This window comes from Streptomyces sp. NPDC100445 (genome assembly GCF_044759735.1).
Classification (GTDB): Bacteria; Actinomycetota; Actinomycetes; order Streptomycetales; family Streptomycetaceae; genus Streptomyces.
In genome coordinates, this window is sequence record NZ_JBIVZV010000007.1 from 120749 (window position 1) to 135398 (window position 14650).

Sequence of the window (14650 nt, forward strand, 5' to 3'; positions counted from 1 at the left end):
GGAGGGTCATGGTCTCCGGCCTGCTGACGGCACCCTCGTCCGCCGCCCGCCTGTTCCCGGCGGCACCACGCGCGCTCGCCCGGGCCGCGGCACCGGCGGCCGGGATGGCCGCCGGAGCCGCCGCCGGGACAGCGCGCGCGGGCGTGCGCGGCATGGACGCCGCCGCGCGGGTCGTACGTGTGCTCCGCAACGCGCTGCCCGGCGCCGGTGACCACTGGCGGTCCGGCGCCCGCACCCACCTGGCGCTGCGGCCCCTGGAACACGAGGCGGCGCGTCGCGCCGGCGGCACCGGGCACCTCGCGCGCCGGCTGGCCGAGGCGCTGGCGGAACACCCCGACGTGCTCGTCGCCTACTGGGACGAGGGGCTGGCCCGCCTCGTGGTGACCGCCACCGAGGAGGAGGCCACCGACGGGATCATCGAGCACGCGGCCGAGCTGGCCGGGCGGCACGGCCTCGTCCTGGCGGGCGGGGACGTGGACGAGACCACCCATCCCGCCGACCCGGCCGGGGTGCGCGCCGCGGCGGCCACCCTCGCGGCCGACGGCGCGGGCATCGGCGTCGCCCTCGGCGCCTACGCGCTGCGGCTGCCGCCCTCACCCCGGACGCTGACGGCGCTGGTGACGCTGGTGCGGGAGAACCCGCGCGTCCGTGCCTGGCTGCGGACCCGGCTCGGCGACTCCCGGATGGACCTGGTGCTGGCCTGTGCCAACGCCGCCGTGCACGGCGCCGGGCAGACGCCCACCTCCCTGGTGCTCGACGGGGTGCTGCGGGCCTGCCAGCTGGCCGAGACGGTGGCCCGCTCCGCGGCCTTCGACGCGGTGCACGACGAGTTGTGCGCGCCGCGGCGACTCAGCCTCCCCCTCGACGGACCGCCGCGCCCGCCGCTGCGCGAGTCCCCGGCCCAGGAGTACGCCTCCCACGCCTCCGCGGGCAGTGTGCTGGGGGCGGCGGCGACCCTGCTCGTCAAGCACGACGGCGCCGAGGCGGCGGAGGCGGTGCTCTCCGGCTCCCCGAAGGCCGCGCGGTACGGTCCCGCCGCCTTCCACGCGGTGCTCGGCGCCGCGCTGGCCCGTACCGGCGTGCTGGTGCGCGACCCGGCCCGGCTGCGCCAGCTGGAGATGGCCGGCACCGTCGTCCTGCACTCCGGCGCGCTGCGTACCGACGACGGCGAGGCCGACCCGTGGACCGAGCCGGTGCTCGACGCGGCCCGCCGGGCGGGACTGCGGGTGGTGGTCGTGGACGACCCCGCCCTCGAGGACTTCGCGGGGCTCGCGGACCAGGTCGTCGACGCCCGCCGGCCGCTGGACGACGTGGTGTACGAGGCGCGCGGCGACGGTGCCGTGCTGGTGGTCGCCCGGGTCCGCGCGGCCGGTGAGCACGACGTGACGGCCGCACTGCGCGCCGCCGACATCGCGGTCGCCCTGACGGACCGGGACGCGGCCGTGGTGTGGGGCGCGGACATCCTGGCCCTGCACGGGCTGCCGGACGTGTGGCGGGTGCTGACCGCGATCCCGGCCGCCCGCACGGTCGGCCGGCGGTCCCAGACCCTGGCCCGTTCCGGCGCGGCCCTGTCCGGGCTGCTCGTGGCCGTCGGTGACTCCGGCGGCGAACGCGCGCGCCACTCCCTGCTGCCCGGGCTCCGGCACGCGCCCGTGGACGCCGGCGCTGCGACCGCCCTGCTCTCCGGGGCCCGTGCCGCGCTCGCCGTGGCGGCGGCCGGCGCCCCGCACCCGCGGCCCCGCGTGCACTGGCACGAACTCGACCCCGACCAGGCCCGGGAACGGCTCGCACACGAACCGGAGGCGGCGTCGGGCCCTCTGGAGGAATTCGCCGCCCGGACGCGCAAGGCGGCCCGACGCGTCACCCGGCACCCGGCCGCCGCCCCCGCCCGCTGGTCCTACCAGCTCGGCCGCGCCGTCCGCGGGGAGCTCCAGGACCCGCTCACCCCGGTGCTGGCGGTCGGCTCGGCGGCGTCGGCGATCCTCGGCTCCGTCGCGGACGCGCTGCTCGTGGTCGGCGCCCTCGACCTCAACGCCCTGGTCGGCGGTGTCCAGCGGCTGCGTGCCGAGCGGGCGCTGTCCGGGCTGGTCGCGGACCAGAAGCGCAAGGCGCGGCTGGTGCCGCCGGAGAGCGAGGCCCCGGCGGGCGGCACCCGCACCGTGGAGGCGGGCCGGCTCCGGCCCGGCGACGTGATCCAGCTCAAGGGGGACGACGTCGTCCCCGCCGACGCCCGCCTGCTGTGGCAGGACGGACTGGAGGTGGACGAGTCGGCCCTGACCGGCGAGTCGCTGCCGGTGGAGAAGCAGACGGACCCGACCCCGCACGCCCCCGTCGCCGACCGCAGCTGCATGGTCTTCGAGGGGACGACCGTGGTGGCGGGACAGGCCCGGGCGGTCGTCGTCGACACCGGTGACCGCACCGAGGCGGCCCGCGCCGTGCACCTCGCGTCGCGTACCCCGCCGTCCGCGGGCGTCCAGGCCCGGCTCCAGGAGCTGACCCGCAAGGCACTGCCGCTGACCCTGGCGGGCGGCGCGACGGTGACCGGCCTGGCCCTGCTGCGGGGCACGCCGATCCGTGAGGCGGTCAGCGGCGGCGTCGCGGTGGCCGTGGCGGCCGTACCGGAAGGGCTGCCCCTGGTGGCGACCGTCGCCCAGCTCGCCGCCGCCCGGCGGCTCAGCCGGGGCGGAGTACTGGTCCGCACCCCGCGCACACTGGAGGCGCTGGGCCGCATGGACACCATCTGCTTCGACAAGACCGGCACGCTCACCGAGAACCGGCTGCGGCTGGTGCGGACCTCCGACGCGGCGGGCACCGTCCACGGCGTGGACGACGCCGGGTCGGAGGCCACCATCAGGGCCGCCGCCCGGGCCTGCCCCCGGCTGAACGGCGGCTCCGACCGGCCGGTGCACGCCACCGACGAGGCCGTCCTCGCCGCGGCGGGCCCCGACCCTGACTGGACCCGATTCGCCGACCTGCCGTTCGAGGCCGCGCGGGGTTACGCCGCCGCCGTGGGCCGCAGCGGCGACGGGCCGTCCGTGCTCGTGGTCAAGGGCGCCCCGGAGACGGTGCTGCCCGCCTGCGCCGGACTCCCGGACCACGCCGCGGAATCCGCGCACGCGCTGGCCGGGAGCGGCCTGCGGATCCTGGCGGTGGCCCAACGGCCGCTCGGCGCCGGCGAGCAGGAGTCCGACGCCCTGGAACGGGATCTGGAGGGGCTGGAGTTCACGGGCCTGCTGGCCCTGTCCGACGTGCCGCGCGAGACCTCCACGGCACTGGTGAGCGGTCTGAACGGGGCGGGGGTGCGGCCCGTCATGCTGACCGGCGACCACCCGCAGACCGCGCGTTCCATCGCCGCCGACCTGGGCTGGCCCGAGGACACGGTGGTGGTCACCGGGGACGAACTGGCGGCGGCGGACCGTGCGGCCCGGGCCCGGATGCTGCGGGACGCGGGCGTGGTGGCCCGGGTGGCGCCCGAGCAGAAGCTCCAGGTCGTGGAGGCGTTGCGGGACGCGGGCCGGGTGGTGGGCATGGTCGGCGACGGCGCCAACGACGCGGCGGCCATCCGCGCCGCGGACATCGGCGTCGGCATCAACGCCCGGGGCTCGGCCGCCGCGCGCAACGCGGCGGACATCGTGCTGACCGACGACGACCTGACGGTGCTGATCGACGCGGTCGGCGAGGGCCGCGCCCTGTGGCACAGCGTGGCCGACGCCATCGCCATCCTGATCGGCGGCAACGCCGGTGAGGTCGGGTTCGGCATCATCGGCACGCTGCTGTCCGGGCGGGCGCCGCTGTCCACCCGGCAGATGCTCATGGTGAACCTGTTCACCGACCTGTTCCCGTCGATGGCGGTCGCGGTGACGGAGAAGGAGGGCGAGGCGGACCTCGGGCACGTGGAGGAGGCGGCCGGTGTGCTGGGCGAGCCCCTGCTGCGCCAGATCCGGCACCGGGCCGTGACGACCTGCCTCGGCGCGGTCGCCGCCTGGCTGATCGGCCGCTTCACCCCGGGCACCGCCCGTCGCTCCAGCACCATGGCGCTGTGCGGGGTCGTCGGCACCCAGCTCGTGCAGACCCTCCTCGACCGGCGCGACAGCCGGCTGGTGCAGGTCACCTCCCTGGGGTCGGCGCTGGCGCTCGTCGCCGTGGTCCAGACCCCGGGCGTCAGCCGTCTCGTCGGCTGCACCCCGCTCGGCCCGGTGGCCTGGGCCGGCGTCGTGGCCGCGATCGCCCTGGCGCTGGCCGGCCAGCGGACCCTGCCGCGCCTGGAGGAGACGGTCGCCCGGCTGCTCCCGGCCTGACGGCTCTCGGCGGGCCGGGGGAGTCCCGACCCGCCGGCACCGGCCGGCCGGGTTCAGACCGAGCGGTGGTACGGGTCGGGCACCCGGACCTCGCCGCCCAGTTCGCGGGCCGCCTGCCGGGCCCAGGACGGGTTGCGCAGCAGTTCCCGGCCGAGCATGACCGCGTCGGCCTCGCCGTTCTCCAGGATCTTCTGGGCATGACCGGCGTCGGTGATCAGGCCGACGGCGGAGACCGGCAGCGGGCTCCCGGCCTTCACCCGGGCGGCGAACGGCACCTGGTAGCCCGGCCCGGTCGGGATGGTCACACCGGAGGCGTTGCCACCGGTGGAGACGTCCAGCAGGTCGACGCCGTGGGCGTGCAGGTCGTGGGCGAGGCGGACGGTGTCCTCGACCGTCCAGCCACCGTCGTCGAGCCAGTCGGTGGCGGAGACGCGGAAGAGGACCGGCTTGTCGTCGGGCCAGACCTCGCGTACGGCGTCCACGACCTCCAGGGGGAACCGGACGCGGTTCTCGTACGAGCCGCCGTAGGCGTCGGTGCGCCTGTTGGAGTGCGGGGACAGGAACTCGTTGATCAGGTAGCCGTGGGCGCCGTGCACCTCGACGATCTCGTAGCCCGCGGCACGGGCCCGGCGCGCGGCGGCGGCGAACTGGCCGACGACCTCGTGGATGTCGTCGACGGACAGCTCGGCCGGGACCGGGTGGCGCTCGTCGAAGGGCACCGGGCTCGGGCCCAGCGGCTGCCACCCGTGTGCCTGCGGCCCGAGCGGCGCGCCGCCCTTCCACGGCTGATCGGTGGAGGACTTGCGGCCCCCGTGCGCGAGCTGGATCCCCGGCACGGTGCCCTGCGCGACGAGGAATCGGGTGATCCGCCGGAACGCCTCCACCTGCTCGTCGTTCCACAGGCCCAGGTCGTACGGGGTGATCCGGCCCTCGGGCGAGACCGCGGTGGCCTCGGTGACGATCAGGCCGGTGCCGCCGGTGGCCCGGGCCGCGTAGTGCGCGAAGTGCCAGTCGTGCGGGGCGCCGGTCAGCGGGCCCTCCGGCTCGGCCGAGTACTGGCACATGGGGGCCATCCACACCCGGTTGGGGATGGTCACTCCACGCAGGGTGAGGGGCTGGAAGAGCGTGCTCACGACCGACTCCATTCGTCACGGGACCGCTGGTCGACTCGTACGATAGTCCTCGTACTACGAGGGATGTCAAACTACGACGTCTCTCGTACAATCCTGTCGTCAGGACCACCCGCCACGAAGGGCAGCCGCCGTGACCGACACCGCCGCCACCGGCCGCGACCTGCCGCACCCGGAGCGGGAGGAGATCCGGTTGGAGACCGTGCTGCACGCGCTCTCCGACCCGATGCGGCTTCGCATCGTGCGGGAACTGGCGCTCGCGGAGGAGGAGTTGTCCTGTTCGCGGTTCGACCTGCCGGTGACCAAGTCCACCACCACGCACCATTTCCGGGTGCTGCGGGAGAGCGGGGTGGTGCGGCAGGTCTACCGGGGCACCGCCAAGATGAACGCGCTGCGCCGGGAGGACCTGGACGCTCTCTTCCCCGGGCTGCTCGACAGCCTCCTGTCCGCCGCCGGCCGGCAGTTCGCCCGCCTCGGCGACGACATCTGAGCCCGCGCCCGGTTTCCCCGCCGGGCGGGTCAGGCCGCCCCGGCCGCCCCGAGCAGGGCCGCCCAGTCGGACAGCTTGACCACGCTGCGCCCCAGCCGGGCGCCGAGCTCCGCCTCGGCCCGCTCGATCGACAGCCACCCCGTCCAGGGCACCGGGTCGATCCCGGCGGCCCGCAGCGCCTCGACCGGGTCCGGCCGAGGCGCGCCGCCGAGGGCGGGGGCGTCCGCCAGCAGGGAGGTCACCGTCTCCTTGGCGCAGGACCGGTTGCTGCCGATGACCCCCGTCGGGCCTCGTTTGATCCATCCGGCGACGTACTCGCCGGGCGACGGCGTGCCGTTCCGCAGGACGCGGCCCCCTTCGTGCGGGACCGTGCCGTCGGCCGGGTCGAACGGCAGCCCGTCCAGCGGCACCCCCCGATAGCCCACCGAGCGCAGCACCAACTGTGCCGGCATCTCCTCGTACCGGCCTGTGCCCGTCACCCCGCCGCGCCCGTCCGGCGCCGTGCGTTCGAAGCGGACGGCGCCCACACCGCCGCCGCGCTCCAGCAGTTCCACCGGGCGCAGGAAGAACCGCAGCCGGATGCGCCGGGCGGCGGTCCCGGCGGGCCGTGCGGCCCACTCGCGCAGCACCTCCACATTGCGGCGCTGCACCGCCGGCAGGGTGCCGGCGTCGGCCGGGTCGAGCGCCAGGTCGTCCGCTTCCACGGTCACCTCGGTACCCGGCAGCCCGCCCAGTTCGCGCAGCTCCTTGGTGGTGAAACGGGCCTGCGCCGGCCCGCGCCGCCCCACCATCCGCACCTCGCGCAGGCCGCTCGCCGCGAGCGTCTCCAGGGCCGCCTGCGGGATGTCGGTGGGACGCAGCTCGGCGGCGCCCCGGACCAGCATCCGGGTGACGTCCACCGCGACATTGCCGACCCCGATGACCACCGCCGACCGCACCCCGTGCAGGAACCCCGCGTCGGCCGCGTCGGGATGGGCGCTGTACCAGGACACGAACTCGGTCGCCGACCAGCTGCCCGGCAGCTCCTCGCCGGGGATGCCCAGCCGGCGGTCGGCGGCGGCGCCCACGCAGTACACCACCGCGTGGTAGAGCCGCCTGAGCCGCTCCACGGACAGGCCGCCGGGGTCGCCCACCCGGACCCCGCCGAGGAACCGCACCCGCTCGTGCTCGAGTACCGTCCGCAGACTGCCCTGGAGGGACTTGATCTTCTCGTGGTCGGGCGCGACGCCGTAGCGGACCAGGCCGTAGGGGCACGGCAGCCGGTCCAGGACGTCCACCTGGACCTCGGCGTCACGCTGGACCAGGTTCTGGGCGGTGTAGCACCCGCTCGGCCCGGAACCCACGACGGCGACACGCAGCACGGCGGTTCTCCTCGCCCGGAGGACGGGTGTGCGGACCGTTCCAGCATGGCACCGCGCGGCGCGGGGCGGCAGGGGCCGGCGGGGTGACACGGGCCCCGGGTCCCCGTCAGGGACTGCCCGGACGTTCCTCCGTGGCGAAGTACCGGGACAGGTCGCACGGCGCCGTCGTCCCCGGATCGTGTTCCGGGGGCACGCCCAGGTCCCAGTCGAGGCCGTAACGCCGGAACAGCTCGCCCCGCAGCTGCGGCACGGGCATCGCGACGCCGGGGACCAGCGCCGCGTACACCGCGCCCATCAGCAGGGCCCGCAGCACCGGGTAGCCTGCCGCGGTGTCCCGCGCGCCGTACCGGGCGACCGTGTCACTGAGCAGCTCCGACAGCCGCCGCTGCTCCGGGCACTGCACGAAGCCCTCGGCTTGCAGCAGGCCCGCCATGTGCTGGCGCATCAGCACCGGCCGGTCCCGGGCCAGCCCCAGGATCGCGTCGATGGCCCGGGCCAGCCGTTCCCGCCCGTCCTCCGTGCGCGGCTCCCGCTCCAGCGCCTCCTCCAGGCTGCGGTGCATCAGCCGGTGCACGGCGGACTGCACCAACTGCCGTTTGCCGGGGAAGTAGTACGACACCAGCCCGCGCGCGGAACCGGCCCGGTCCGCGATGTCGCCCAGCGTCGTGGCCTCGAACCCGTGCTCGCCGACCAGTTCGACGGCGGCCTGGAGCAGACGTTCCCGGGAACGCCGCCGCAATTCTTCATTGACCGAGGCGCTGCGCGGGGACATCCTGTAACTCCTGCGTTGACTGGCTGCCAGCCAACTATACTCAACGCAGCGGGTGTTCCCCCGAGTCGGGAAGCACCCGGAGCGGCTGTCCGTCTGGGGCGACGCGGGGGATCGTCTCAGACGGACGGCACGCCGGACCGGTCGCGTGCGGTCCGGGTCCGCGCCAGCCGGCGTCCGGCGGCCCGCGGGGCGCTCAGCCCACCAGGTCGAGCACCGGGAGCAGCGCGTCGGGGCGCTGGGCCACCGGCAGGTGGTCGACGAAGTGCACGCGGCAGCCGAGCGCCGCGGCTCCGCCGTCCGCCACCCGGTTGTCGCCGACCATCAGCACCCGCCGCGGATCGGCGCCGAGCGCCTCGCAGGCGACCGAGAACAGTCGCGGATCGGGCTTCTGCACCCCGTGCTCGTACGACAGCACGTACGTGTCGACGTACGCGTCGAGGCCGTGCTCGCGGAAGACCGGCCGCAGGTCCCAGCCGATGTTGCCGACCACACCGATCCGTGTCCCGCGGTCGCGCAGTGCGCGCAGCACCCTCGCCGCGTCCGGGCAGGGGGCCCAGGCGGCCGGGGACATGTGGCGCTCGTAGAGGGCGTCGTGCAGTCCCGGGTCGGGCAGCGGCACCCGCCGGGACAGGCCCGTGTAGGCGGCGCGGTGCAGCTCGGCGCTCTCGTCGCGCGCCGCCCGGACGCCGGCGAGGTCCGCCGGCACCTCCGCCGGCGCCGCGCCGCCGGGCAGGGTGCCGGCCGCCTCCAGGGCCCGGGCGGCCCTCGTGAGCTCCGGGCCGGGCAGGACGCGGCCGGAGGCGGCCAGTACCGCCCGCAGCCAGGTCTCGGTGGACCCGCTGCGGCGGAACAGCGTCCCGGAGGAGTCGAACAGCACGGCGGTCAGTCCCGGGGACCTACCCACGCCGGTCCGCCGGCACCCCTGCCCGGCCCGGCCACGGCCGTTCGTACACCGCCACCGCCAGCGCCACCACCAGGGACCCCAGCAGCCAGCCGCCCAGCACGTCCGAGGGCCAGTGCACGCCCAGCCAGATCCGGGTCACGCCCACGCCCGCCACCGAGACCAGCGCCACCGCCACTGCCGTACGCCACAGGGCGCGGCCCGGACCGTGCCGGTGCAGCAGCCACAGCAGCAGGCCGCAGACCACGGTGGCGGTCAGGGCGTGACCCGAGGGGAAGGCCGCGTAGTGCGCGGAGTCGACGGGATCCGGCCAGACCGGGCGCGGCCGGCCGACGGCGGCCTTCACCGACTGCTGCACGACCGCGGCCACGGCGCAGGTGGCCGCCAGCCACACGGCCGTCCACCAGGCCCCGCGGCGCCACACCAGCCACACCGCCACCACCGCGCACACCAGGCGCATGGTCAGTGGGTCCCACACCCAGTCCGTCAGCACCCGGAAGACGTGGGTGACCCCGGGATCGCCGACCGCCCGGCGGTGGGCGGCGCGGGAGATGCCGCCGTCCACGGTGAGCAGGGGAGGCCAGCGGACGGCGACGAGGACCAGCAGCGCGACGAAGCAGACGCCGAGCACCGCGGCCACGCGGACGGCCGTGCGGGGCGTCGCCGACGGGTGGGGGGAGGGAGCGGGAGGGGGAGGGGTGGGGCGTGGGCGCATCCCTCGATCCTGGTCGACGGACGGGCCGTGGCCAAGCGTCCCGGTGGACGGGGCGGGGCGAAGGCGGCCGGGCGCCCCGGGCCGGTGCCGTCCGCGCCCGCCCGTGCGCTCACATCGTCAGCAGCATGGCGACCATCCCGATACCCATCGACAGGCGGCAGGCCCGGGCCAGCTCGGGGCGGTCGCCCCAGGAGACCGGACCGGCCGGGCCCGCCGCGCCGGCGGCGGGCACCAGTAGCGCGCCGGCGAGCAGGACGTATCCCGTGAAGTACAGCAGGAGCGCACCCGTCAGCGCGGGCACTCCGCCGCCGCCGTGCGCGTGATGGGCGGCGGGCGGCGCCCCGGCCATCGCCACCGCCATGTAGACCATCGCCGCGCTGCCCACCAGGTGGTGCAGGTGGCGCAGACCGCCGCGCGCGGTCCACAGCGCCCACAGCGCCGCCGCGCCGAACACGGCCGCGTACAGCGGCCACGCCCATCTCGGTGGTGTGAAGACCGTCGCCGGTACGGCCATCACGGCCATGCCGAAGCCCATCAGGGCCTCGCCGCCGGCGGCCCGGCGCTGCTCCTCGACCCCGCTGCGCAGCCGCAGCAGGCAGTAGGTCCCGGTCGCCCCGCAGAGCGCGACCAGCAACCAGGCTGCCGACACCGGTCCGTGCACGCGCACCTCCCCGCTCGACGGTCGGTCGAGGGATGCGATGCCCAACGGAGGCGGAGCGCACGCGAGCGCAAGGGTGTACACGGGGAGCATGCGGGGGAGCGCGGGCAGTGACCGTGGGCGGAGCCCGCACCGGCTACTGTTTTACAGGTAAAACACATGTTAAGTTGATGGTATGAACAGCGCGACCCCCCACCGTCTTCCCCTCGCCGGAGTGCTCCGCCTCGGGCGGCCCTCCGACATCTGGTTCAAGCCCGCGCTGAGCGTGGCCGTCGCGGTCGCCCCGCCCAATCTGATCCTGCTGGCGCTCGGCCGCCTCGACCTCGCGATGTACACGATGGCCGGATCGCTCTGCGCGCTCTACGGCCACAACCGCCCCTACGCCGCCCGGGCGCGCCTCCTGGCCTGGGCGGTGCTCGGCATGGTCGGAGGTCTGGCCGTCGCCCTGCTCGCCGCGGCGTTCACGCCCCACGCCGTCGTCCTGGTCGCCGTCGGCGCCGTCCTCGCGGCGGCGCAGAAGACCGTCTGCGACGCCACCCGCGTAGGACCGCCCGGCAACGTTGTCCTGACCTTCATCAGCTCCGCCTCGCTGTTCGCGCCGCAGACCCCGGGACAGCTCCCCGGACACCTCGGACTCGCCCTGGCCGCGGGCGCCTGGGCCTGGCTCGTCGGCATGGCGCCCGGGGTGCTGCGCCCGCACGGCCCCGAGCGCCGCGCCACCGCACAGGCCCTGCGGGCCGCCGCCGCGTACGCGGACACCGGCGCCACCGGCGACGGCCGCGCCCGCGCCGCCGCTGCCGCCGCCATCCACGCGGCCTGGCAGTCGCTGCTCGCCACCGGCGCCCGCCCCGACCGCACCCGCCGCGCCCTCGAACAGCTCCTCGTCCGCGCCGAGGTCGCCCTCGCCGCACCCGCCGACAGCGACCCCGACCGGCTGCGCTCCTGGGCCCGTGACCTGCGCGGCACCGGCCGCGTCCCCCGGGTCGCCGCGCCACGCGAGGACACCGAGGAACTGCTCGGCGTGGCCCTCGAACAGGCCGCCCCGCGCCCGCGCCTGCGGCATCGCCTGGCTCCCCTCGCACCGCTCGCCGTCCGCACCGCGACCGGCTGCGCCCTCGCCGGATACGCCTCTCTCGCCCTCGGTGTCGGCCGCCCGTACTGGGCGCTGGTCACCGCGGCCTCCCTGTACCAGGCCAACGTCACCCTCACCTGGAACCGGGGCGTCCAGCGCGTCGTCGGCAACCTCGTCGGGGTCCTCGTCTTCGCCGCCCTCGCCCCGCTCGCCCATCTCCATCCGGCCGCCCTGGTGCTCTGCGCCCTCGCGCTGAACTGCGCCGCCGAGGCGCTGATCGGCCGCAACTACTGGCTGGGCACCGTCTGTGTCACCCCGATGGCCCTGCTCGTCACCGAGTTCGCCCACGTCCAGGACTCCACCGAACTGATCACCGAGCGGGTCGCGGACACCCTCGTCGGCGCGCTGGCCGGGTTCGTCGCCGCCGTCGTCGTCACCAACCGCCGCGCCGGCGACCGCCTGGAACAGGCACTCACCGCGGCGGACCGCGCCCGCGAGCACGCCGCCCGGCTGCTCGCCGGACCCCGGCCGGCACCGCACGCCCTGGAGGCCGCGCGGCGTTCCCTGGCCGCCGCCCTGGTCGACCTGCGCGCCACGGCCGACGCCGCGGCCGGCGAGTGGTGGCAGCGGGCGCTGCCCGAGGACCGGGTGGTGCTCACCGAGCAGTCCGGACACCGTACGCTCGCTGCGACGGTACGGCGGCAGGGGCTCGTACCGCGCCACCGGGAGCAGGACCCGGGCAGGACGACGGAGGACTCACGGCCATGACGGCGACGAACGGCGCGGCGACGCCCGAGAGCGACCGGACCGGGACCCGGGCCGGTACCGGCCCCGCACCGAGCGACACCGTCGCCGCCGTCGTCCGTCAGTGGCGGGCCGTCCACCCCGAACTGGACACCGGCCCCATGGAGGTCATCGGCCGGATCAACCGGTGCTCCGCCCTGCTCCAGCAGGCCGAGGACGCGCCGCTGCGCCGGGCCGGCCTGAGCCGTCCCGAGTTCGACCTGCTGGGCGCGTTGCGCCGCACCGGGCACGAGCTGACCCCGGGGGAGCTGGCCCGGGAGACCTTCTCCTCCGGGGCCGCCGTCACCAAGCGGCTCAAGCAGCTGACCGAGCGCGGCCTGGTCGAACGGCGCGGCGACACCCGGGACCGCCGCGTCGCCCATGTGCGCCTCACCGACGCCGGCCGCGACCTGGTCGACGGCATCCTCCCCGAGCAGCTCGCCTACGAGACGGCCGTCCTGTCCGTCCTGGACCCGGAGGGCCAGAGCGGGCTCGCCGGCCTGCTCGGCGAACTGCTCGGCCGCCTGGAGGGCCGGATGCACGGCCTGCGCGCGTAGGCGGGCACCGGGGGCGCCCCCTGCGTACGGGGCCGGGGTCTCTCGTTCGGACAGGGCCCGGCATGATGCGAACGAGGGACCCTAGATCCCCGGCCGGTACCGCAGCGGATGGTCGGCGGGGATCTCCACCAGGACGATCGGGGTGCCGTCCGGGTCGGCGATCCACATCTCGACCAGGCCCCACGGCTCGCGCACCGGTGGCCGCACGATCTCCACGCCCCGCGCACGCAGTTCCTCGCACGCCGCCGTGACGTCCGCGACCTGCATCCACAGCCGCACCGCGGGCGACGGCGGGGCGTCGGAGCGGCCGGACAGCTCCAGCAGGCCGCCGCCGAGGAAGTAGACGGTCCCGCGTTCGGGGCCGGTACCGAACTCCCGGTAGACGGACAGGCCGAGCCGTTCGCCGTAGAAGTCGCGCGAGCGTTCCGGGTCGGTGGGCCGGAGAAGAGTCCGGCTGCTCAGCACATGCACCATGCACGGGAGGCTAGCGGCAGGGTTACCCTCGTGGCCGGCTGAGCCACGCCCCAGATCGGAGACCGCCGTCCATGAACACCCCCGCCGCCGCACTGACGTTCCGTGACGCCACCGAGGCCGATGTAGACGCCCTGGTCGCGCTGGTGGAGTCGGCGTACCGAGGAGACAGCAGCCGCGCCGGGTGGACCACCGAGGCGGACATCCTGGAGGGGCGGCGGACGGACCCCGAGGCCGTGCTGGCGGTGATCGAGGCGCCCGCGAGCCGGCTGCTGGCCGTCGAACGGGACGGCCGGGTCGTCGCCTGCTGCCAGCTGGAACACCGCGGGGACCACGCCTACTTCGGCATGTTCGCGGTCAGCCCCGCGCTCCAGGGCTCGGGTCTGGGTGGCGCCGTCATGGCGGAGGCGGAGCGCGTGGCCCGCGAGACCTGGGACGCCACCGAGATGCGGATGACGGTGATCTCCGTCCGCGGCGACCTGATCGCCTGGTACGAGCGCCGCGGCTACCGCCGTACGGGACGGACCGAGCCCTTCCCGTACGGCGACGAGCGCTTCGGCGTCCCGCAGCGTGACGACCTGGAGTTCGAGGTGCTGGCCAAGCCGCTGGTGTGACGCCTCGGCGAGCGGACCGCGGCCGGATCAGGCGGTGAAGCGGCCCGTGCGCTTGATGTCCGGGTAGTCGGTGGTCGCGCCGTCCAGCTCCAGTGCGCGGACCAGGCGCAGCTGGGGCTGGGAGTTCACCACCCAGCCGATGATCCGCAGCCCGGAGGCGCGCGCGAGCTCGACGGTCTCCAGGGTCAGCCGCCGGATGTTCAGGCAGAGGGTGGCGGCACCCACGGCGACGGCGCGGTCCACCACGTCGGGGCCGTAGCGGCTCGCCACCAGGGCGGTCCGCACCCCGGGCACGAGCCGCGCGATCTCGGCGAGGGCCTCGTCGTGGAACGAGGAGACCTCCACGCGCGCGGTCAGGTCCCGTGCCCGCATCACCTCGGCCAGCGCCCGGGCCGCCGCCACGTCCTTGATCTCGGCCTGAAGTGGCGCGTGCACCGCCTCCAGCACCTCCTCGAACACCGGCACGCGCTCCCCGCGGCCCGCGTCGAGGGCGCGCAGTTCCGACAGGGTCTTCTCGGCGATCGGGCCGGAGCCGTCCGTCGTCCGGTCCACGTCCGCGTCGTGCATCACGACCAGGGCGCCGTCCTTGCTGAGGTGCAGATCGAGTTCGATCAGGTCGAGGCCGGCCTGTTGCGCGGCGACGAAGGAACGGAGGGTGTTCTCGGGCTCGACGCCCATGACCCCGCGGTGACCGATGGTAAGGAAGTTCAAGGTTCAACTCGCTTCCGTCGACGGCGGCTCGGCGACGCGCGGACCGGCGGCCCCCGTACGGACGTCGTCGTCCACGCGGCAGGCTCGCAGCCTAATGGCCGGGCGGCACGATGAACC

Annotated in this window: 13 protein-coding genes; 5 read left to right on the top strand and 8 right to left on the bottom strand. The window is 75.8% G+C overall.

From position 1 onward, the window contains the following. Nucleotides 1-8 precede the first annotated feature (8 nt). Nucleotides 9-4298: an HAD-IC family P-type ATPase gene (locus ACIQVT_RS18710; protein WP_403754377.1), complete on the top strand. Its 4290-nt coding sequence runs from the start codon at nt 9-11 to the stop codon at nt 4296-4298. A gap of 53 nt (nt 4299-4351) precedes the next feature. Here ACIQVT_RS18710 and ACIQVT_RS18715 read toward each other — a convergent pair whose 3' ends face one another. Continuing rightward, nucleotides 4352-5431 carry an NADH:flavin oxidoreductase/NADH oxidase gene (locus tag ACIQVT_RS18715; protein ID WP_403754380.1) on the bottom strand — a complete coding sequence of 360 codons (1080 nt, stop codon included), beginning with the start codon at nt 5429-5431 and terminating at the stop codon, nt 4352-4354. Between the two features lie 130 nt (nt 5432-5561). Here ACIQVT_RS18715 and ACIQVT_RS18720 point away from each other — a divergent pair, with 130 nt between their 5' ends. After that, a complete protein-coding gene (locus ACIQVT_RS18720; RefSeq protein WP_403754383.1) occupies nt 5562-5918 on the top strand; it encodes an ArsR/SmtB family transcription factor in 357 nt (118 codons plus the stop codon). Between the two features lie 29 nt (nt 5919-5947). On the opposite strand, the gene ACIQVT_RS18725 is transcribed toward ACIQVT_RS18720, so the two are convergent. From ACIQVT_RS18725 to ACIQVT_RS18745, 5 genes are all read right to left on the bottom strand, one after another. Next, nucleotides 5948-7279 carry an FAD-dependent oxidoreductase gene (locus ACIQVT_RS18725; RefSeq protein WP_403754386.1) on the bottom strand — a complete coding sequence of 444 codons (1332 nt, stop codon included), beginning with the start codon at nt 7277-7279 and terminating at the stop codon, nt 5948-5950. Between the two features lie 106 nt (nt 7280-7385). Beyond that, on the bottom strand, nt 7386-8051 hold the full coding sequence (locus tag ACIQVT_RS18730; protein ID WP_403754389.1) for a TetR/AcrR family transcriptional regulator: 666 nt from the start codon (nt 8049-8051) through the stop codon (nt 7386-7388). Between the two features lie 193 nt (nt 8052-8244). Further along, the gene (locus tag ACIQVT_RS18735) at nt 8245-8937 is read right to left on the bottom strand and encodes an HAD family hydrolase (RefSeq protein ID WP_403754907.1); all 693 of its coding nucleotides are present in this window, start codon (nt 8935-8937) and stop codon (nt 8245-8247) included. Between the two features lie 10 nt (nt 8938-8947). Next, complete coding sequence (locus ACIQVT_RS18740) at nt 8948-9667, bottom strand: phosphatase PAP2 family protein (protein ID WP_403754392.1); 720 nt, start codon at nt 9665-9667, stop codon at nt 8948-8950. A 109-nt stretch (nt 9668-9776) separates the two neighbouring features. Then, complete coding sequence (locus ACIQVT_RS18745) at nt 9777-10328, bottom strand: DUF5134 domain-containing protein (RefSeq protein WP_403754395.1); 552 nt, start codon at nt 10326-10328, stop codon at nt 9777-9779. 172 nt (nt 10329-10500) lie between these two features. Between ACIQVT_RS18745 and ACIQVT_RS18750 the strand changes: the two genes are divergently transcribed. Both ACIQVT_RS18750 and ACIQVT_RS18755 read left to right on the top strand, forming a co-directional pair. Continuing rightward, the gene (locus tag ACIQVT_RS18750) at nt 10501-12165 is read left to right on the top strand and encodes an FUSC family protein (protein ID WP_403754398.1); all 1665 of its coding nucleotides are present in this window, start codon (nt 10501-10503) and stop codon (nt 12163-12165) included. Continuing rightward, nucleotides 12162-12737, top strand: coding sequence for a MarR family winged helix-turn-helix transcriptional regulator (locus ACIQVT_RS18755; protein ID WP_403754401.1), 576 nt, complete (start codon nt 12162-12164; stop codon nt 12735-12737). Before ACIQVT_RS18750 ends, ACIQVT_RS18755 begins: the two co-directional genes overlap by 4 nt. Nucleotides 12738-12818: 81 nt before the next feature. Here the strand turns inward: ACIQVT_RS18755 and ACIQVT_RS18760 are convergent, their stop codons facing one another. Next, entirely contained in the window at nt 12819-13211 is a 393-nt protein-coding gene (locus tag ACIQVT_RS18760) for a VOC family protein (protein ID WP_403754404.1), read from the bottom strand. 71 nt (nt 13212-13282) lie between these two features. On the opposite strand from ACIQVT_RS18760, the gene ACIQVT_RS18765 reads away from it, so the two are divergent. Beyond that, entirely contained in the window at nt 13283-13822 is a 540-nt protein-coding gene (locus tag ACIQVT_RS18765) for a GNAT family N-acetyltransferase (protein WP_403754407.1), read from the top strand. Between the two features lie 27 nt (nt 13823-13849). On the opposite strand, the gene ACIQVT_RS18770 is transcribed toward ACIQVT_RS18765, so the two are convergent. Then, nucleotides 13850-14533, bottom strand: coding sequence for a glycerophosphodiester phosphodiesterase (locus ACIQVT_RS18770; RefSeq protein WP_403754410.1), 684 nt, complete (start codon nt 14531-14533; stop codon nt 13850-13852). Nucleotides 14534-14650: the final 117 nt, after the last annotated feature.